The sequence below is a fragment of the Stenotrophomonas sp. SORGH_AS_0321 genome, assembly GCF_031453215.1.
Lineage (GTDB): Bacteria > Pseudomonadota > Gammaproteobacteria > Xanthomonadales > Xanthomonadaceae > Stenotrophomonas > Stenotrophomonas chelatiphaga.
The window spans coordinates 3125023-3142478 of sequence record NZ_JAVIZG010000001.1 but is presented as its reverse complement, the minus strand read 5'-3'; the positions used below and the strand labels follow the sequence as shown (position 1 = coordinate 3142478).

Genomic DNA, 17456 nt, shown 5'->3' with positions numbered 1-17456 from the left:
GTGACGGCCGCTGGCCGCCGGTAGTGACGGCCGCTGGCCGTCAAGAAGGACCGGTAGTGACGGGCGCTGGCCGTCAGCTCCAGCCACGCCTGCGCTCCCGCCGGGCACGGCTCGGCGCTGCACGTTCGCGGTATCCTGCTCACCTGAATAATTCTTCGAGGTAATCCATGGCGGCAGCCAAGCGCGGATGTCTGATGGTAGTGACCGTCCTGGTGCTGTTCGGTGCAATAGCCGTAGGCGCCGGCGCATGGTTCTTCTACCAGCAGGGCCAGTTCGCCGACCGCCCGCTGAGTCCCAGCAAGGACAGCATGGTCATCGCCAGCGGCGATGGCTTCAGCACCGTGCTCGGCAAGCTGCGCGACGCCGGCGTGGACGAAGGCCAGGATGCGCAATGGCAACTGCTCGCCCGCCAGATGGACGCCGCCGGCAAGCTGAAAGTCGGCGAGTACGCGCTGGACGCCACGCTGACTCCGCGCGAGCTGCTGACCCGCATGCGCCAGGGCCGCGTGCTGCAGCACCGCGTCACCCTCATCGAAGGCTGGAACATCCGGCAGGTGCGTGCCGCGCTCAAGCGTGCCGAACCGCTGGTGCACACCACCGATGAACTGGATGACGCCGCGCTGATGCAGCGCCTCGGCTTCGGCGGCCAGCACCCCGAAGGCCGCTTCCTGCCGGAGACCTACGTCTACCAGCGCGGCGACACCGACGTGGATGTGCTCAAGCGCGCCCATGAGGCGATGGAAAAAGCGCTCACCGAAGCCTGGGATTCGCGCGCCGACGGCCTGCCGATCAACTCGCCGTACGAGCTGCTGACGCTGGCTTCCATCATCGAAAAAGAAACCGCACTGGCCAGCGAGCGCCCGCAGATTGCCGGCGTGTTCGCGCGCCGCCTGAAGATGGGCATGCGCCTGCAGACCGATCCCACGGTGATCTACGGCATCGGCCCGGCCTACGACGGCAACATCCGCCGCGTGCACCTGACCACCGATACGCCGTACAACACGTACACCCGCGCCGGGCTGACCCCCACGCCCATCGCCATGCCCAGCCGCGACGCGCTGAACGCCGCCGCGCAGCCCGCACCGGGCGATGCGTTGTACTTCGTCGCCGTCGGCGATGGCAGCGGCGCGCACATTTTTTCGGCCAGCTATGCAGAGCACAACGTCGCCGTGGCGCGTTACCTGCAGCAGCTGCGCCAGAACCGCACCAAGGAGAACCAAGCGCAATGAGTGCCGCGCTGCTGCGCCACCCGCGTCTGATCAGCCTGGAAGGCGGCGAAGGCGCGGGCAAGACCACCGCCATCAATGCCATCCACGCCTGCCTGCGCGCGCATGGCCACGAGGTCGTGCTGACCCGCGAACCGGGCGGCACACCGTTGGCCGAACGCATCCGCGCGCTGGTGCTGAAGCACGACGAAGCGATCGCCGGTGAGCCGTTGAGCGCCGAAGCCGAACTGCTGCTGGTGTTTGCCGCACGCGCCCAGCACGTGCGCCAGGTGATCCAGCCGGCCCTGCGCCGCGGTGCCTTCGTGCTGACCGACCGCTTCACCGATTCGAGTTACGCCTACCAGGGCGGCGGGCGCGGGCTGGATGCCACGTGGATCGCCGACCTGGAACGCCGCGTGGTCGGCCTGCTGCCGGGGCTGACCCTGCTGCTGGACGTGGACGTGGAAACCGGCCGTGCGCGCGCCAACGGCCGCGACCTGTGGCCGGACCGCATCGAAAGCGAACAGGACGATTTCTTCCAGCGCGTGCGCGCGGTCTTCCGCGAACGTGCGCAGCAGGATCCGCAGCGCTTTGCGCTGGTCGACGCCAGCCAGGCGCAGCAGCAGGTAGCAGCCGATGTAGTGGCCCGCGTGGAGCAGTTCCTGCACAACGGGGAGGGCGCATGAGCACGACCGGAAAGGGCGCATTTTCGCCGTGGCAGCAGCGCGCCTATGACCAGATGATCGCCGCGCTGGATGCCGGCCGGCTGGGCCATGGCCTGCTGATCTGGGGACCGGCCGGGCTGGGCCAACGTGCCGTGGCCGATGCACTGGCCGAACACGTGCTCACCCAGGGCGGTGGCCCGCAGGCCGACCGTGCGCGCCAGCTGATATCGTCCGGCACCCATCCGGACCTGCAGATCATCAGCTTCATCCCCAACAAGAGCGGTGACAAGCTGCGCACCGAGATCGTCATCGAGCAGGTGCGCGAGATCGGCCAGAAGCTCTCGCTGACGCCGCAGTACGGCATCGCCCAGGTGGTGATCGTGGACCCCGCCGATGCGATCAACCGCGCGGCCTGCAACGCCCTGCTGAAGACGCTGGAAGAACCGCAGCCCGGCCGCTACCTGTGGCTGGTGAGCAGCGACCCGGCGCGCCTGCCGCAGACCGTGCGCAGCCGCTGCCAGCGGCTGGAGTTCAAGCTGCCGCCGCGCGAGGAAGCACTGGCGTGGCTGCAGCAGCAGGGCCACCGCGAGGACGATGCGATGGAAGCGCTGGACGCCGCGCGCGGCCATCCCGGGCTGGCCGACTCCTGGCTGCGCGAGGAAGGCCTGGAGCTGCGCCGCGAGGTCACCAAGGATCTGGAATCACTGGCCGCCGGGCGCACCGGGGCGGTGGCGCTGGCTCAGAAATGGACCGGTGATGAAGACGCGGCCCTGCGGCTGCGCTTTGCCGCCGACCTGGCGCTGTCGATGGCCAGCAGCGATGGCTTGACCGCGCCGGAACGTTTGAACAAGCTGGCAGCCTGGTTCGACGCTGCCAACCGGACCCGCGACCTGCTGCGCACCACCGTGCGTGCGGACCTGGCCGTGGTAGAACTGTTGCTGGCCTGGAACAAGGTCAACGAACGGCAGCACCCAAGGGGTAATCGATGAGCGCCACCAACGCCCGACAGGGCATCCTGTCCCTTGCCGTAAAGGACAAGGCCGCGCTTTATGGCGCCTACATGCCGTTCGTGAAGAACGGCGGGGTGTTCGTGCCCACGCCGAAGCGCTATTTCCTCGGCGACGAGGTGTTCCTGCTGCTGACCCTGCCCGATTCCAGCGAGCGCCTGCCGGTCGCCGGCAAGGTGATCTGGGTGACCCCGGCCGGGGCGCAGGGCAACCGGCCTTCGGGCATCGGCGTGCAGCTGGCGGACGGGCAGGAAGGCGAGGCGGTACGGCACAAGATCGAGACGCTGCTGGCCGGCCTGACCTCGTCGGAAAAGCCGACCCACACGATGTGAAGAAGTGATCTGAAAAGTATTGACGCTCTCGGGAAAGCCCCTATAATGAGCGGCTCAGCAGCATCGGGCGGTTAGCTCAGCGGTAGAGCATTGCCTTCACACGGCAAGGGTCACAAGTTCGAACCTTGTACCGCCCACCATATTCAAGTGTTGCACGAAAACCGGCCTTGGCCGGTTTTTTCGTATGCGCTTGATACGTGCGAAGGGCAGGCGATTATCAGCGTACGCGAGGGTGCATATCCGCCACAGCCGCCGCCGGAGTGCAGCGATGCAGCAAGCCTGACGGGGCTTGCATTGTATCGTGTATCGGTATACGATACATTCGCCCTGGTGAAGGAGGGCCGATGCTCAAATCATTTGCGAACAAAGACACGGAACAATTCGCCCAAGGCAGACGTGTAAAGGCTTGGGTGAACATTGAACGACAGATTCAACGCAAACTGGATTATCTCAAGGCCGCGGTCGAGCTGGACGACTTGAGAGCCCCGCCGGGCAACCGATTGGAGGCCTTGAAAGGCGACCGGAATGGGCAGTTCAGCATCAGGGTCAATGACCAGTATCGAATCTGTTTCAGATGGAAAGGCGGCGATGCCTACGATGTAGAGGTCACCGATTACCACTGAGGAGCGCGGCAGCGGCGGGCGAACTTTCGGTGCTGCCGAGAGGGCCTCTCGGCCCAACCACCCTTGGGTCAGAGAAGACTTGGACCCCTTCAAGGAGGCGCTACAGGCCCACACCTGTAGCAAAAATAGATCATGAAGAACGCTATCGCGAACAAGAATGTCGCCAACGCGCTCCCGCCGGTCCACCCTGGTGAGATTCTGGCGGAAGAATTCCTGTCCCCATTGAATATGTCTGCACGCGCGCTGGCGGCAGCAATTGATGTAACGCCTGCCCGCGTCTCTGACATCATTGCCGGACGCCGTGGCATCACCGCCGATACCGCTCTGCGCTTGGGGCGCTATTTCGGCACGACCGCCCAGGTATGGCTGAACCTGCAGACCAATTACGATCTGGCGATCGCCAGCGTCGAGCTGGCTGAAACGATCGAACATATCCGCCCACGGGCGGCATGACCGGATAGTTCATCGGTAGATGTCAGTGCCTCCGCGTCATGCAATGACAAAGCCCCTGCTTCTCGGCGGGGGCTTTTTTAAGGTTCTTCTCCCATCTGAGGGGAGAAGGCGCACGGCCGACCAGCTAGATTTGTAGTTGTCGAGACAACAAACCGAGGCCGGCCGTGGCCAAGCTGGATTGTATGCCGTTGCTGGGAGGCTGGGCGGGGTATCGCCTGGATGGGTGGCGCCGCGAGGCACGTGGCGCAGCCACGTGGCTGGTGCTTTCGCTGGTGCCCGATTCACGCCGCCGCCGACGCTGCAGCGGATGCGACAAGTGGGTCGTGGCCGTCCACGACCAGACGCTCCGGCGGGTTCGTGACCTGCCTGTGTTCGATGCGCCGGTCGAGTTGGAGATCCAGCGACAGCGACTGGCCTGTCCTCGCTGCGGGCCAAAGCTGGAGCATCTGGATTGGTTGGAGCGGCATGCCCGGGTAACGCAACGGCTTGCGCAGAGCGTGGCACGCATGTGTGCCACGACCTCGATCCATGCCACCGCAAAGTGGCATGGCTTGGACTGGAAGACGGTCAAGGCACTTGATTTCAGGCATCTGGTGCAGACGCTGGGGCCGGTGGACCTATCGGACGTAAGAGTGATCGCGATGGACGAGTTTGCGATCCAGAAGGGCCATCGCTACGCCACCGTGGTGGTCGAGCCATCACGCAAGCGCGTGCTTTGGGTCGGTCGAGGACGCAGTCGCGCTGACGTGCGCCCCTTCTTCGAGTTACTCGGAAGGGACGGCTGCGAACGCATCCAAGCGGTCGCCATGGACATGAATTCGGCATTCGACCTGGAAGTGAAAGCCCAATGCCCCAACGCCGAGGTGGTCTACGACCTCTTCCATGTCGTGGCCAAGTACGGGCGCGAAGTCATTGATCGGGTGCGGGTTGACGAGGCCAATCGCCTACGCACCGACAAGCCCGCGCGACGGGTGGTGAAGACCTCGCGCTGGCTCCTGCTGCGCAATAGGCAAAACGTCCCAGCCGAGCAGCGCGTCCAACTCGAGGAGCTGCTGGCCGCCAACAAAGCCCTGCTGACCACGTATCTGCTCAAAGACGACCTGAAGCAGCTGTGGCGCTACCGAAGCCAGAGCTGGGCGGAGAAGGCCTGGCGGTCATGGAAGCATCGCGCCCTGCGAAGCGGGCTGGAGCCGCTGCGCATCTTTGTCCGCCGTCTGCAACCATATCTCCCGGGCATCCTGGCCCACTGCCGATGGCCGCTCGGGACGAACCTGGTGGAAGGCATCAATAACAAGATCAAGGTCATCAAGCGCGTCGCCTACGGATACCGAGACGACGCGTATTTCTTCCTGAAGATCCGGGCGGCCTTCCCCGGAGTTGGGTGAAGAACCTTTTTTAATCGGCGGTTACCGCGCTGACAGCAAGGGTGGGGCGCGCCGAAAAAGTCAGCATATGCAAGGCGATGTCAAAGCTTACTGACAGCTTCGTAGCGAGACGCTCCCTGTTCGACAATGCCCTGCAGTTCGTCCAGCACGGCCGGATCGAGCGAAGTGAAGTTGAAGCACGACTTCCCCTGCATATGCTTCCTCAGCGCAGGACTGACCTCGACAAGCAGTTCGGGAAAGTCATAGACCGGCATGAAGTGAAACGAATGCTTGCGACCCGATACCTTCACCGCTCCGAAGAACTGAGCCTTGCCCTTGGCATCCAGCTTTCGACAGTTCGCGTAGAAATGTCCGTCGTCGTCATGCACGACAGAAAGCGCACTTCCATGGGCAAGCAATAACCCGCGCAGAGCAGCAAAAAGGTCAGTCGACCCGGCGTCCGCAGCAGGCTTTTTATCAGTGGCAGCTTCTCGCGAAGTCTTCATTCACGCCCCCGGGTCTTAAAGCCCGATTCTGCGCTCATACGCCACCCCGTGCCCCCTATTCAGCTTCCGTCCAAACTATGAACGCATTCAGCTGCTAAGGTTTCTGCTTGCTTGGTTAGCGCAGAAGCGCAAGGAGGTTTCATGTCCTTGGAAGCTGTGGTGTACACGAGCCGGGTCAGCAAGCGCATCGACCCGCAGGACCTTCAGGCGCTGGTTTTCGATGCCGAAGCGTTCAACCGTGCCGCTGATGTCAGCGGTGTGCTGCTCTTCGATGGCGGCCGGTTTCTGCAGTATCTCGAAGGCCCCGGCGAGAGCGTGGCACAGGCGTATGGGCGCGTGCGCCAGGCCAGCCTGCACACGGGCATCGCCGAGATCGCCAAGGGCGTGACCGGCAAGCGTCTGTTCCGCCATTGGCCGCTGAAGAAGTTCGACGTCGACAGCATCGTGCTGGGCTCAATCGCCCGTGCAGACTGGTCCGGTTTCGTGCAGGGAAACCGCCGGCCGGGCGCGGTGGACCATCTGCTCGACGCAGTGAACGGACGTTTCAACCACGCCTGATCAGGCGACGCCGAATACGGTGCAGTCGAAGCGACCCCTATCCCCCGACCATCCCCAGCATCCCCATCCAAACATATTGCAGCGGCGCCACAATCACCAACGTGGCGACTGCAAGCCACAGCGACAGCTTCACGCCCTGCCGCAATGGCACCTTGCCCATCATCATCGCCACCACGATCGGCGATGCCTGGTATGGCAGCAGCGGCGTGGAATAGCTCAATACCTGGAACATCAGCACCGTGTTCAACGGCATGCCGGAGGCATCGGCAATCTCCTGCGCCAGCGGGGTAAATACCGCCGGTACGCCATTGGCGGTGGTCAGTGCATTGAGCAGTTCGCCCAGCCCGAATACCGACAGATAACTGACAAACGGCTGCGCCGGGTCCAGCGGCAGCAGCGGGATGATCCATTCGCCCAGCCGGCTGCCCAGCCCGGTTGCGGCAACGAACGCGCTCAGCCCCAGCAGGCCCGCAACATACATGCAGGTGCGGAAATTGCTGGCCTGTCCAAACTCATCGCTGGTCAGGAAGCCGACGCGCGGCAGCAGGCAGGCGCACGCGGCCACCAGTCCCACCCACGCCGGCGAGATGCCGTGCAGGGCGTCGGTCATCCACATCGCCAGCGTGCACAGCAGGATGATCGCCAGCCGCCGCTCGTTACCCGTCCACGGTACGGCATGCGCTTCCGCTTTGAACGGCGTCGGCCGGGCGGGAAACAACAGGCATACCAGCGCCACTACCAACACGCCTTTCAGCAGCCCCAGCACGGGGGTAAAGGTAATCAGGTAGGGCAGGTAATGCAGGTGCAGCCCGTACGTGGCTTCGATGGCGCCTGCCATCACCAGGTTCGGCACGTTGGCGGGCAGGATGCTGGCTGAAAGCTGGAAGGTGCCAAAGCCCACCGCCAACGCCAGGCCGAACCAGCCACGCGAGCCTGCGCGGATGCCGGATTTTTCCGCGATGGCCAGCACCATTGGCATCAGCAGGGCGATGCGCCCCATGTTGGATGGCATGACGAACGCGGCCGCGTAGCTGACCGCCACGGTACCGCCCACCATGCGCGTCCACGACCCTGCCAGATGCGGTTGCAGCGCCGCGGCCAAGCGGTCGGCCAGCCCGGTTTTCTTGATCGCGGCGCCCAGCACGAAACCACTCAATACCAGCCAGAACGCAGCGGAAGCGAAGCCGGAAAAGATGGTCGCCGGCGGCACCGAGGTGAATACGGTCGCAGCGGCGAAAAACAGCAGCGCCGTCAGGTATTCGGGCAGGCGCGCCGTGGCCCACAGCGCGATGGTGGCCACCACCAGCGTGGCGGCGATGAGGAGGTCCGTGTCGATGGTCGTGCGTCCTGGGCGAGGCAGTGCGTGCCAAACGCACGCCTCGCCATTTTGCCATCGACGCCGGGCAGACGCGGCCGAATGAGGTCAGCTCTGCAACGGCTCGCGATCTTCCACCCGGAGCTGCAGGTTCATTGCGCGCATCACGCCCAGCACGGTTTCCAGATACAGCGGGCGGGTGCCGTTCAACTGGCGGCGCAGGGTTTCCACGCTCAGGCCGCAGGCCTGGGCGATGCGCGACATGCCGTCCAGTTCTGCTATCAGCAGCAGGGCACGTGCGATGCTGGATTCGTCGCAGCCCTCCATCCGCATCCGCACGTCCAGATAGTCCGCGCGCTCGGCGGCGCGTGCGGCGGCGCTGTTGATCGGGGGAATCTTGAATTTGATATCGCTCATGTCGCACTCCACATGGATTCGATGGATGACTTCACCAGTGCGCGGCCGGAGGTGATAAGACCCTCCACCAGGTGATCGCTCAGCACGGCCTGCGTGCCGCCATCCTGCCTGCCGACCTGCACCGAATGCAGGATTTCAAGGATCGCCCCGATGCCCTGCAGCGTTGCGATGGGAACGGCTACCTTGCTGTGGCGCTTGAGGTCGGCGTAGCTGTCCTTGCCCAGCATTGGCGCGTCGTTGGACACGTCCGGTACCAGGTGCAGATGCACGACGCCGGACGAACTTTCGCGGGAAGCTTCGAACTCTTCCAGCTTCTTTTCCAGTCGCTCTATGAAGTACGGCGGGAACTCGTGGATCTTGTCGCCGATCAAGGCGTGCAGGCGTTTGGCACTAAGCGGATTCTGCGATTCCATCGGTCATCCTTCCCAAGGCTTGTGGCCACCTGCGCAGACGCGCGAGGTGGCGGGCGATGCGGGTTGGCATACCGGGGTAGATACGAAAATAGCCGGCGGATCAGGGATCCCCTCACATCGCCCACCGTGGAACCGGCACGCGATGCAGTGCATTCTCCGCCGTGCCCAGAGGGCAAAACAGAGCCAATTTCGTTTCTACCCAACAGGATGCCAATCCCGACTGACGCTTCTACGTCGCCAGCAGCTACATACCAACAGCCGCAGGGGTGCACGTACATGAGCCGATCTGCAAAAGTACGGCAGCGTGTGGATGCCTACGTCATCGCAGACAGCCAGGCGCGCCACGCCGAACGCATGCTTAAGCGCTCATGTGTCGTGTCGATCCGGAAGGAAGCCGATCAAGCCATCACAACGTAGCAGGCTGCGTATTGAGCAGCTTGCATGCATCGTTGCATTCGGTCGTGTTGAATACAGCAAGCAGGGGTGTAACGAGCGATTTATCTGCATTCGCTACTTGATTGACCTGCTGCTGCACATTTTTCTGATGTTGCGCGCGTGAATGCAGCGATAGCGAGCGAACGGCCATGTTGGCCGCCGGCAATGCCTCGCGCAGGATGGACTGGCGCTGCATCAGCGGTGTGCCGGGCGAGGCTACGATGACGCTCACACGTGCATAGTCGCGAAGCAGCAGCTCGGCATGGATGCGCAGGGGCGGCAGATAGTCATCGGTCCGCTGTGCATCTGGCTGTCTTGCCATGCTGGTTCCGAGCAGCGATACGTACCTGGCGGTGCACTCCAACGCGAACACTTTTGCGTCATTCCACGCCGGCGCCATCCGCTGCAGCACGGTCCGGTTGGCGCCGTCAGCTATCATGTCAGAGGAGACCAGCACGGCGTGTTCGGCGAAGCCACAGATCCGCAGTGCTTGCCTGGGCGTCATGGCCGCCATGCCAACCAGCACATCTGGATTGTTGGCGCTGCGTACCAGGGACGCGATTTCGCCTATTGCAGGCCTCTTGGTAGAAGCGGCCATCGTCTTGAGCGTCTGCATGGCCTGGTATTGCCGTGCGGCGGCAGAGGTCTGCGCCGGCTGGGCGAGCGCCGCCAGCGGTGCCAGAAGCATGCTGGCGAGCAGGGCAGGGCGGAATGAGCGCGAGCTGGGCATAACGGCGTCCTTGCGTATGGAGTTCAGGCGTCCCCGAAAGGTAGCCGAGGGCGGGTTAGTAACTGATCAAGCGCTGCCGCTTCCGGAGCCATCCGGGCCGAAGCGTTGCACCACCGATCTGCACGCCACAACGGCTTGCGGCAGGGCCCATTCGATGGCTTTCTGGATTTCCGGCTCCCTTTCGGCCAGCGCAGCGGCGGCCCATTGATCGCCTTCGGCACCAGTGGGCAGAGTTTCGATTTCCGATGAAATCATGGCGAATAGAAAGAAGTCTTCATCGTGTTGCTCAACGTCGACTTCCCAGCGCAGGCTATGTAGCGAATGGCAGCCTGCAATCACATTGATCGTTCCGTCCAGGATGCCGGAGCACAGCGCCACGGCCTGGCGCCGGACGTCGATGACATACTCTTCGTGGCTCATGTGGTGGGTCACGGGGCGTCCTTTTCAGATTGACGGTGGGCGCGTGACATCCGGTTCGAGCCATGCCGGCGGGTGGAGCTGCAACGCACGTTCGACGATTGGCGCCGCCCACTCTGGCGTCATGCCCAGTTCGTCGAGGTTGGACGGATACAGAATGGCACCACGTTCGAGTTCGAGCACAAGCTGCGGCTCGGTGACCCCGTCCTGTGCGGAGCTGGTGTTGTCGTAGACATGCACCGTATGCAGCGCGTCCATCAGCATGATCAGGTTCTCACGCGAGGTGTCATGGCGCTCCCTGATTCTGTGCTCTGCGACGGCATGTCCGCCTTGCGCAATGCGCTGGGCGACGCGCTGAATATGCAGATCGACGCTGGATAGACCGCAGAACCACACGATGACGTCGTGGGTTTTCGTTGCTTCGCGCAGCAAGGCGGAAATGGTCCTGCCACCCAACGTGGTCTCAAGGGCATGGTCCTCGCTATTGGCAATGGCGCGCGCAAGCCGGTTTTTGCCTTCCTCCCAGGCCTTCGAATTGGCTTGGTCGTGAGGACATCCCGTCGCTTCAAGTTCGCGTGTGAATGCATCCGGGTCGAACCAGACCAAGCCTTCTGCGGTGGCGATGCTCCCCAGCAGCGAGCTCTTGCCGGCCCCGTTCACCCCTGCCAGGACGAGGATCGTGGACATCGTTCAGAACGGCGTGCCGAGGGTCACCTTGCCGCGCCGCGCACGCTTGCGCGTAGCAGCGGCGAGCGACTTCCCATCTTTGAGCTTGGCCAGGCGCTGATCGAAAGCGCGTTGAAGCCGCGCCAGGGCAATCTCCTTGGGCACGGTCGTGGTTTCGGCGCCGCTGCTGCGGTTGCTCGTCCCTGCGGCTTGCTGGACCAGCGTTGCGTAATGTTCCGCAGTGAGGATCACGGCCTTCGGTTCGATGATGGTTGGTCACCGCCACCGCCGTGGTCTTGTTGACCTGCACCATCACGCCCGGCCAGCCGCCCCGCTTGAGCTGGGTTGCCGTCATCGAGGGCAGGGCTGAAAGCTGTGCGTCGGTGGTGCGTGGCACGGGTCGGCGGTCTTTCGCCGCAAGGCTGGCTTTGCTTTTTTTTCCGGTGTCCGCGGCGGAGGCGAAGCTCCCTGACTTCAGGACACGGGGTGGCGGGGTGTCGGTAGGCTTCATCGCAGCCGGATCGATTGGAGTTGTATGAGGCATCGTACACCAGTGGGAAAAATGTGCATTTTTCGGTTCCATGGCAAGATAGATGACTGCCGATTCCGGTAGAAGCTCCAGCTAACGCGTTGTTGTGTAGGAGTTTTCCCAGATATTTCTACGGCTCTCCAGCACGCGCGTACCGCGCCGGCGTAATCAGCCTCTGCCGGGTGAGGGACACGCTGGAGGTCTTGGGCGAGCTGCATGCGCAGGTCGAACGGTCCGCGCTGGCGGCCGATGCGGAAAGGGCGCCCTTGCCCGTCCGCGACGCACGGCGTTATGTAGCAGGACGCGACAGTGTGTCACCTCAGTGCAGCACCTCCCCGGCATCCACCAGCTGCACGTCGTGCATCAGCTGCAGGTAGGCCTCGTAGTAAGGTTTGTGCGATGCGCCGACGATGGCCAGCATGCGCGTGCCGGGCGTGTGCCCGAGTACGTCGCGGATGTTGGCGACCATGCGCAGATTGCGGGTTTCCCAGTAGCCCACATAATCGCGGCCGAACGCCTGCGGCGAGGGCTCCACAAGGGCGGCGCCGAAGTCGCTGTGGAAGGCCTGCATCGCCGCTTCCGGTGCGTTGTATGCGCGGTAGATCGCCAGCAGGCCATCGGGTTTGCCGAGGTTGGCGTGCAGCGCCTCGTCCGCCTCGGCGCGGGCCTTGGTGTGCGGGTTGTCCCACGCCTTCATGAGCGCCTCGCCGGCGGCCTTCTTCGAGGCTTCGGGCGTAGCCGAATCAGCGGTGTGGTCATCCACCGCCCATACCCGCTCCAGGCCGAGCCGCGCGGCGAGCGTGGCCGCCACCAGCAGGGACTCGTCGCGGTGGTGCACGCGCGGGGTCTTCGTAAGCCCCGTTGGTCACTGCAACCTTTTCGCCGGCCGCTGCATCGGCGGTAACTCAGTCACCCTCACGCCGCATCACGCTGTCGATCCAGTCGGCATAGCGCGAAATGCGCACGTTGTGGACGACCTGACCATAGAATCCCGCCTCCAATGCGTGCTCTGGCACTGCGGTGATCCAAGAGCCCAGCCCGATGAGCTGCCAGCCGTTCTCATCCTGGATCATCAGTGGCCCGCCGCTGTCTCCACTGCCCAGCACGCCTTCATGCGGCAGCGCGTGGGGCGGGGCATCAAAGCGGTACCAGAGGTAGCGCGTGTTGGCTCCGGCGATGGCATTCTCCGCGCGGCGCAGGAGGGTCCGGTGCGCGTCGTGCGGGTTCTGGCCGCGGTCGCCGTTGCCGCTGGCACCCTTGCCGATGAACGTGGCGATGCGGGTGACTTCCTCGTTGCCCCGGTAGATGCGCATGGGCCGCACGCCTGCTGCGGGCGAGGCGAGCTTGACCAGCGCGATATCGTCGGAGGCCGCCAGGAAGGCATGGATGCGGGACGGGCTTCCCGTCGCCAGTGCTTCCTGCCCGAGGGCATCCGGCATGCGCCGGTAGCCGGGATGCAGGAACACGCGCTCCACTGCATAGGGCTGGCCGTCGATCATCACCGCTGCGTCCATTCCCTCCATCGGCGCTGCGTGTGCTGCGGTAACCACCCAGCGCGGGGCGATCAGGGCGCCATGGCCTTCGCCGGGCATGTCGGCCAATGCGGGAAATGCCGAACCGTCGATGCGGTACTGGGCATTGTCCACATCACCGCGGATGACAACCGCCGCGGCGGTGAAGGGGAGGCTGATCACAGCCAGGAAGAGCCAGCGTTTCATGGGTATCTACGTCCCTGTCAGCATTCGGTCCAGAGCAAGCCGCTGTGCGGCGATAGCGCGCGGTGGCGGGCCATCAGGACACGCTAGCGGATCCGGTGCGGAGAGGTAACGATCATGCGACAAAGCCGCGGTCACGGCGACGAAGCTGCGAATTGCCGGGCTGGAAAAGGGGCGCCGCATACATTGCCCGCGCGCGTGGGCGCACCGGATGGCGTCACTCACGCATCGGGAAGGTCCATGTCGTGGGCACCGAACTCCAGCGATAGTGGCGAACCTGCAGCGCGGCGATGGGCCGGGCGGTGGCGATCTCGGTCCGCATCGGCAGCCTGCCGTTCTCCCAGGCCAGTGGCATCTGCGCCAGCCGCGTTGGTTGCGCCGGCTTCAGCGGGGCAATGGTCATCTGCTCGGAGGGCAGTACGGTTCCGTCTTCGTCCAGCGGGACGACCACGCTGTACAGGCCGGTCTTCGCCCTCCACGACTGCCTGCCCTGCAGCAGCGTCGCCCTGTGCGCAGCGGGGCGCAGCAACGTAATGTCCGGGTTGAGTGCCGAACGCTCACCGGGCTGCAGGATTTCAGTCGTTTCGAACGCATAGACTTCGGCGTCGACGGACATGCGCACGGCTTCGATCCGGCCCAACACGTCGCGCGGCGCGCCCAGTGGCAGATGGAAGGGGAAGCTGACCTCGTTCTGCGTGGCCGCGTATTTTTCCGGGAAGAACAGCGTCGGCGTGACCCGTTTCGTCGGCAGCCCGGCGATCTCCGCCCCATCCGCATCCAACATCGCCACGCGGTGCAGGCGGGACATCAGGATGCGTTCGTGCTGTCCTTGCCCGGCCGATGAGGCGCGTTCCACGCTGGAACGTGCACCGATCGCCAGCCAGCGTCCTGTGCCGCTCTCTGCGGGAAACCAGAACGCGCCCATGTAGGGCATCAGCGTAGGCAGCGAGGCCGCGCCCACCATGTAGTCTTCCAGCTCACCCAGTACCGCCGCGCGATGCGTGTAGGCGGAAGGATCAGGCGCAACGGCGCTGAAGGGCGCGCGCTGCAGCGTCTGGCTCACCTGCTCGGCATAGCTGACGTAGCTGTCGACATCGTCGCTCATCTGCAGCATCGAGTCGTAGGCGGTGTCGGCCAGGTGCACGCGGCGGACGGCTGCGGGTTGGCCCTTGCTGGCCGCGTACCGCACTTCCATCCGCAGCTCGATCGGCATGCCGTCGCCACGTGCTACCACCAGCCGGCCGTCGCCCTGTGCGCCGGGGCCTGCAACAGACATCTCCATCAGCACCGCGTCCGGGGTGACCTCGATCACCTGAAGCTTCGTCTCGACGCTGCCACGGGGTTCGATGCGCAGCGTTCCCGCAACAACATCCCCCACCGCCACCGAGGCGGGCAGTTGCACCGGCCGCAGTCCCGGCGCCTGGTGCAGGTAGAGCAGCGCGTTGGCCGCTTCGGGTGATGCCCTGGACAGTGCAGTCCATGCGCCCTGGTTCGTTGCACGCAGTGCGCCGGTGTCACCAGATCGCGTTACCGCAGCGCTGAAGCCGTGGCCAAGCACGGCCAGTTGCGCCGCCTCAATCGCTTCGTTCGGGTCCAGGTCAATCAGGTAGTTGGCGTGGCCCGCCGCGTCCACCTGGTGCGACCAGATGGGCGCCAGCAGAAGCTGGGTTCCTGCGCGCGAAGCAGGCTGCAATGTCGCTTCGTAGTAACCCGACAGCGTCTGCTCGTCGCCTGCGTCCGGGCCGCTGCTGACGGTTTGGCGCACGTAGTACACAGAGGGGGCAGCAGGGTTGGAGCCCGCAGTGGCGGCGGATGCGGCGCCGGTGATCATCGCCATCACCGCTACGGTGAGGGCGTACAGCCATCGGGGAAAATCCATTTGCCCTGCTCTCCAGAGCCATCGAAAGCGGGGAAGTGTAGCAATGCCGCCGTCTACTTGATCCGGCTCGCGGGGTGGTTGTTGGTCGCCTCCGCTTCCCTCACTTCCCGGTACAGCGCCTCCAGGCGGGCCTGGCCCTCTGCTCTCGCGCGTGCATCGGCTTCTTTGTCCTGACGGTCCATTTCCTGGTACTCCGCCCAGACCTCCGGGGTGAGGGTTTTCAGCGTGTTGTCAGGACGCAGCTGGATCGAGGCGGGCGTGCCGAGGCTGACGGAGAAGTTGTCGAACAGCCATTGCCTGCGAGCTTCCGGCGCGGCATGACGCAGATCAGGCTCTGCATAGGTGTTCATCGGCAGGTACTGTTCGGCAAGCGTGTCGTCCGCAGATATCCGCACCAGCTTGATGACGAGTCGTTCCTTCTCGCGCTCGTCCTCGTACAGGGCCACCACGTCGCCCTCGATCCAGAGCACTTGCCAGTAGCCGGTGATCGCATGCACCGCGAAGGGCTGCGTCCGCACCAGGACCAGGTTGCTGGCCTCATCGTACAGTGCACTCCAGCCCGGCGAAGCGGGTCGTGGGGAGCAATCGGTCGTGCTGGTGATGATCTTTTCCAGCCGCGCCTTGCCGTCCTGAGCAGACAGGTGCGTTGCCCAGCAAGCCGACCCATCGCGGGTGCGCGATGCCAGCAGGACGGCGTCGTCGGCGACCACGATGGCGTCGGTATGGACGATCTGTTCGCCGGTCGCGTCGGCATCCTGCAGCAGGCCTGCGAATGCCGCGTCCGACAGTTTGTCGCCCTCCAGATACAGCGCGTACGTCGTGTAATGCTTGTACTTGCTGACGTTGATATCCAGGGTCGTCTGCGTTATCGCCACGACCTTCAGGCTATCGGAGGAGAGGATCGTCTTCCGCGTCGTTCCCCCACACCCAACGGTAAGCAACGCAGCAGACATCGCCAGCGCGGCTGAACACAGCACGGAAGCTTTCTTTACCTTCATGGTGCTGCGTCCTGCCTGGGTGTGGAAAGCGGGTGTCATGCAGGATCAAGCATAGCCGTTCTGGTTGCGCGTATCGGCCACGGCGTGCGCGGCTCACGCCGTGGGGATGGTGCCGCCGTCGATGACGTACTCGCTGCCGGATATCGAGGCCGCGCGTGGGGAGGCCAGCAACGCGATCAGGTCGGCCACTTCATGGGGCATGGCCGGCCGCCCCAGCGGAATGCCGCCGAGCTGGTCCATGATCAGCTTCTGCCCACCTGCGTAGTCTGTCCCGGCCTGCGCGGAAACCCGTTCGACCAGGGCGACGGAGGCTTCGGTTTCGATCCAGCCCGGCGCTACCCGCACCACGCGTACGCCCTTCGGGGTCACCTCTTTGGACAATGCCTTGCTGTAGGTGGACAACGCCGCCTTGGCGGCGGCATAGGCCATCGTGGCTTCCGGCAGCGGCAGGGTGCGCTGGATGGAGGTGACATGGATGATCACGCCGGACTGCTGCGCCAGCATGCCCGGAAGCAGTGCGCGGTCCAGCCGCACGGCCGACATCAGGTTGAGCTCCAGCTCCTTGCTCCATTCGGCATCGTCCAGCGCAGCGAAGCCACCGGCAGGCGCGGACGATCCGCCGACCACGTTGACCAGGATGTCGAGGCCACCCAGATGGTGGACCGCGTCCACCGCCAGCGCACTCGCGCCTGCGGCGGTCGCCACGTTGGCGGCAAGGTAGTGCACACCGTCGCTGGGCTGTACCGGCAATGAGCGCGAGGCGGCGACCACGCGGGCGCCGGCCTGCCGGAGTACGTCCACCACGGCCGCGCCGACGCCGCGCGTACCGCCGCTGACCAGTACGCGCTTGCCGGCCAGTTGAAGGTCGAAGTTCATGCCGAGATCTCCAGCGTGGCGATCTTGCCGCGTTCCAGGGTGAAGGCGTACCGCAGGTCCACCGGGCTGCCGGGGAAGTCGCCGACCACGTGGCTGGTGACGATATAGGTGCGCTCGTCCTTTTCTACGTTGATGGGGGTGGCGGTGTAGCGATAGCGGTCGGCGGTGTGCGCTTTCCACGCTTCGATGGCGGCAAGGCCGGTGTGGGTCTGGCCTTCGTCCAGCACGCGTCCATCTGGGTTGAAGCAGCGGGCGACGGCAGGGCCACCGTGCGCATCGGCGGTGAAGTAGGCGCTGATCGGCTCGGGCAGGTGCAGGTCATTCATGGGCAGGCTCCGGTTGAGGTACGGGCT

The 17456-nt window shown here is 64.4% G+C and carries 21 protein-coding genes, 1 tRNA gene and 1 pseudogene; 9 read left to right on the top strand and 14 right to left on the bottom strand.

The genetic code is table 11. The annotated features are described in order from the left end of the window. Nucleotides 1-167: 167 nt before the first annotated feature. The 8 genes from mltG to QE373_RS14035 all read left to right on the top strand — a co-directional run bounded on the left by mltG (nt 168) and on the right by QE373_RS14035 (nt 5670). Nucleotides 168-1229, top strand: a complete 1062-nt coding sequence (gene mltG / locus QE373_RS14070) for an endolytic transglycosylase MltG (protein WP_309687634.1) — start codon at nt 168-170, stop codon at nt 1227-1229. Further along, entirely contained in the window at nt 1226-1891 is a 666-nt protein-coding gene (gene tmk, locus QE373_RS14065) for a dTMP kinase (RefSeq protein ID WP_309687631.1), read from the top strand. Before mltG ends, tmk begins: the two co-directional genes overlap by 4 nt. Further along, entirely contained in the window at nt 1888-2859 is a 972-nt protein-coding gene (locus tag QE373_RS14060) for a DNA polymerase III subunit delta' (RefSeq protein ID WP_309687628.1), read from the top strand. Before tmk ends, QE373_RS14060 begins: the two co-directional genes overlap by 4 nt. Beyond that, nucleotides 2856-3209: a PilZ domain-containing protein gene (locus tag QE373_RS14055; protein ID WP_057506944.1), complete on the top strand. Its 354-nt coding sequence runs from the start codon at nt 2856-2858 to the stop codon at nt 3207-3209. Before QE373_RS14060 ends, QE373_RS14055 begins: the two co-directional genes overlap by 4 nt. 65 nt (nt 3210-3274) lie before the next feature. Next, nucleotides 3275-3349 (top strand) — tRNA-Val (locus QE373_RS14050). A gap of 204 nt (nt 3350-3553) precedes the next feature. Next, nucleotides 3554-3832 (top strand): type II toxin-antitoxin system RelE/ParE family toxin, encoded by a 279-nt coding sequence (locus tag QE373_RS14045; RefSeq protein WP_057506943.1) that lies wholly within the window; start codon nt 3554-3556, stop codon nt 3830-3832. A 132-nt stretch (nt 3833-3964) separates the two neighbouring features. Continuing rightward, nucleotides 3965-4285, top strand: a complete 321-nt coding sequence (locus QE373_RS14040) for a HigA family addiction module antitoxin (RefSeq protein WP_057506942.1) — start codon at nt 3965-3967, stop codon at nt 4283-4285. Between the two features lie 164 nt (nt 4286-4449). Continuing rightward, nucleotides 4450-5670 (top strand): ISL3 family transposase, encoded by a 1221-nt coding sequence (locus tag QE373_RS14035; protein WP_309683344.1) that lies wholly within the window; start codon nt 4450-4452, stop codon nt 5668-5670. 80 nt (nt 5671-5750) lie between these two features. Here QE373_RS14035 and QE373_RS14030 read toward each other — a convergent pair whose 3' ends face one another. Then, entirely contained in the window at nt 5751-6155 is a 405-nt protein-coding gene (locus QE373_RS14030) for a hypothetical protein (protein WP_309687620.1), read from the bottom strand. Nucleotides 6156-6296: 141 nt separating this feature from the next. Here QE373_RS14030 and QE373_RS14025 point away from each other — a divergent pair, with 141 nt between their 5' ends. Continuing rightward, nucleotides 6297-6713: a BLUF domain-containing protein gene (locus QE373_RS14025; RefSeq protein WP_309687617.1), complete on the top strand. Its 417-nt coding sequence runs from the start codon at nt 6297-6299 to the stop codon at nt 6711-6713. A gap of 37 nt (nt 6714-6750) precedes the next feature. Here the strand turns inward: QE373_RS14025 and QE373_RS14020 are convergent, their stop codons facing one another. The 13 genes and pseudogenes from QE373_RS14020 to QE373_RS13960 form a co-directional block, all read right to left on the bottom strand. Then, nucleotides 6751-8073 (bottom strand): SLC13 family permease, encoded by a 1323-nt coding sequence (locus QE373_RS14020; RefSeq protein ID WP_309689829.1) that lies wholly within the window; start codon nt 8071-8073, stop codon nt 6751-6753. 63 nt (nt 8074-8136) lie between these two features. Beyond that, the gene (locus QE373_RS14015; RefSeq protein ID WP_309687614.1) at nt 8137-8445 is read right to left on the bottom strand and encodes a hypothetical protein; all 309 of its coding nucleotides are present in this window, start codon (nt 8443-8445) and stop codon (nt 8137-8139) included. Continuing rightward, the gene (locus tag QE373_RS14010; protein ID WP_057506937.1) at nt 8442-8858 is read right to left on the bottom strand and encodes a hypothetical protein; all 417 of its coding nucleotides are present in this window, start codon (nt 8856-8858) and stop codon (nt 8442-8444) included. The genes QE373_RS14015 and QE373_RS14010 overlap by 4 nt, the downstream gene beginning before the upstream one ends. A gap of 406 nt (nt 8859-9264) precedes the next feature. Next, the gene (locus tag QE373_RS14005) at nt 9265-10023 is read right to left on the bottom strand and encodes a hypothetical protein (RefSeq protein ID WP_309687610.1); all 759 of its coding nucleotides are present in this window, start codon (nt 10021-10023) and stop codon (nt 9265-9267) included. Nucleotides 10024-10089: 66 nt separating this feature from the next. After that, nucleotides 10090-10443, bottom strand: a complete 354-nt coding sequence (locus QE373_RS14000) for a hypothetical protein (protein ID WP_309687607.1) — start codon at nt 10441-10443, stop codon at nt 10090-10092. Nucleotides 10444-10467: 24 nt separating this feature from the next. Then, nucleotides 10468-11127 carry a hypothetical protein gene (locus tag QE373_RS13995; protein WP_309687604.1) on the bottom strand — a complete coding sequence of 220 codons (660 nt, stop codon included), beginning with the start codon at nt 11125-11127 and terminating at the stop codon, nt 10468-10470. A gap of 3 nt (nt 11128-11130) precedes the next feature. Further along, nucleotides 11131-11358, bottom strand: a complete 228-nt coding sequence (locus tag QE373_RS13990) for a hypothetical protein (RefSeq protein ID WP_309687601.1) — start codon at nt 11356-11358, stop codon at nt 11131-11133. A gap of 596 nt (nt 11359-11954) precedes the next feature. Beyond that, a pseudogene (locus QE373_RS13985) lies at nt 11955-12476 on the bottom strand (DUF5694 domain-containing protein); the annotation flags it as partial. Nucleotides 12477-12540: 64 nt separating this feature from the next. Further along, nucleotides 12541-13353 (bottom strand): trypsin-like serine protease, encoded by an 813-nt coding sequence (locus QE373_RS13980; protein ID WP_309687599.1) that lies wholly within the window; start codon nt 13351-13353, stop codon nt 12541-12543. A gap of 214 nt (nt 13354-13567) precedes the next feature. After that, complete coding sequence (locus tag QE373_RS13975) at nt 13568-15229, bottom strand: hypothetical protein (RefSeq protein WP_309687596.1); 1662 nt, start codon at nt 15227-15229, stop codon at nt 13568-13570. A gap of 53 nt (nt 15230-15282) precedes the next feature. After that, complete coding sequence (locus QE373_RS13970; protein WP_309687593.1) at nt 15283-16227, bottom strand: hypothetical protein; 945 nt, start codon at nt 16225-16227, stop codon at nt 15283-15285. A 93-nt stretch (nt 16228-16320) separates the two neighbouring features. Then, on the bottom strand, nt 16321-17103 hold the full coding sequence (locus QE373_RS13965; RefSeq protein ID WP_309687591.1) for an SDR family oxidoreductase: 783 nt from the start codon (nt 17101-17103) through the stop codon (nt 16321-16323). Continuing rightward, nucleotides 17100-17429 carry a nuclear transport factor 2 family protein gene (locus tag QE373_RS13960; RefSeq protein WP_057506929.1) on the bottom strand — a complete coding sequence of 110 codons (330 nt, stop codon included), beginning with the start codon at nt 17427-17429 and terminating at the stop codon, nt 17100-17102. The genes QE373_RS13965 and QE373_RS13960 overlap by 4 nt, the downstream gene beginning before the upstream one ends. Nucleotides 17430-17456: the final 27 nt, after the last annotated feature.

Excerpts from the sequence above, each read along its gene's own strand:
- QE373_RS14015 (WP_309687614.1), bottom strand. The coding sequence starts at position 8,445 with ATGAGCGATATCAAATTCAAGATTCCCCCGATCAACAGCGCCGCCGCA.
- QE373_RS14030 (WP_309687620.1), bottom strand. The coding sequence starts at position 6,155 with ATGAAGACTTCGCGAGAAGCTGCCACTGATAAAAAGCCTGCTGCGGAC.
- QE373_RS14040 (WP_057506942.1), top strand. The coding sequence starts at position 3,965 with ATGAAGAACGCTATCGCGAACAAGAATGTCGCCAACGCGCTCCCGCCG.
- QE373_RS13995 (WP_309687604.1), bottom strand. The coding sequence starts at position 11,127 with ATGTCCACGATCCTCGTCCTGGCAGGGGTGAACGGGGCCGGCAAGAGC.
- QE373_RS14005 (WP_309687610.1), bottom strand. The coding sequence starts at position 10,023 with ATGCCCAGCTCGCGCTCATTCCGCCCTGCCCTGCTCGCCAGCATGCTT.
- mltG (WP_309687634.1), top strand. The coding sequence starts at position 168 with ATGGCGGCAGCCAAGCGCGGATGTCTGATGGTAGTGACCGTCCTGGTG.
- QE373_RS13965 (WP_309687591.1), bottom strand. The coding sequence starts at position 17,103 with ATGAACTTCGACCTTCAACTGGCCGGCAAGCGCGTACTGGTCAGCGGC.
- QE373_RS13980 (WP_309687599.1), bottom strand. The coding sequence starts at position 13,353 with ATGAAACGCTGGCTCTTCCTGGCTGTGATCAGCCTCCCCTTCACCGCC.
- QE373_RS13975 (WP_309687596.1), bottom strand. The coding sequence starts at position 15,229 with ATGGATTTTCCCCGATGGCTGTACGCCCTCACCGTAGCGGTGATGGCG.
- QE373_RS14045 (WP_057506943.1), top strand. The coding sequence starts at position 3,554 with ATGCTCAAATCATTTGCGAACAAAGACACGGAACAATTCGCCCAAGGC.
- QE373_RS14025 (WP_309687617.1), top strand. The coding sequence starts at position 6,297 with ATGTCCTTGGAAGCTGTGGTGTACACGAGCCGGGTCAGCAAGCGCATC.
- QE373_RS14060 (WP_309687628.1), top strand. The coding sequence starts at position 1,888 with ATGAGCACGACCGGAAAGGGCGCATTTTCGCCGTGGCAGCAGCGCGCC.
- QE373_RS14000 (WP_309687607.1), bottom strand. The coding sequence starts at position 10,443 with ATGAGCCACGAAGAGTATGTCATCGACGTCCGGCGCCAGGCCGTGGCG.
- QE373_RS14010 (WP_057506937.1), bottom strand. The coding sequence starts at position 8,858 with ATGGAATCGCAGAATCCGCTTAGTGCCAAACGCCTGCACGCCTTGATC.
- QE373_RS13970 (WP_309687593.1), bottom strand. The coding sequence starts at position 16,227 with ATGAAGGTAAAGAAAGCTTCCGTGCTGTGTTCAGCCGCGCTGGCGATG.
- tmk (WP_309687631.1), top strand. The coding sequence starts at position 1,226 with ATGAGTGCCGCGCTGCTGCGCCACCCGCGTCTGATCAGCCTGGAAGGC.
- QE373_RS13960 (WP_057506929.1), bottom strand. The coding sequence starts at position 17,429 with ATGAATGACCTGCACCTGCCCGAGCCGATCAGCGCCTACTTCACCGCC.
- QE373_RS14055 (WP_057506944.1), top strand. The coding sequence starts at position 2,856 with ATGAGCGCCACCAACGCCCGACAGGGCATCCTGTCCCTTGCCGTAAAG.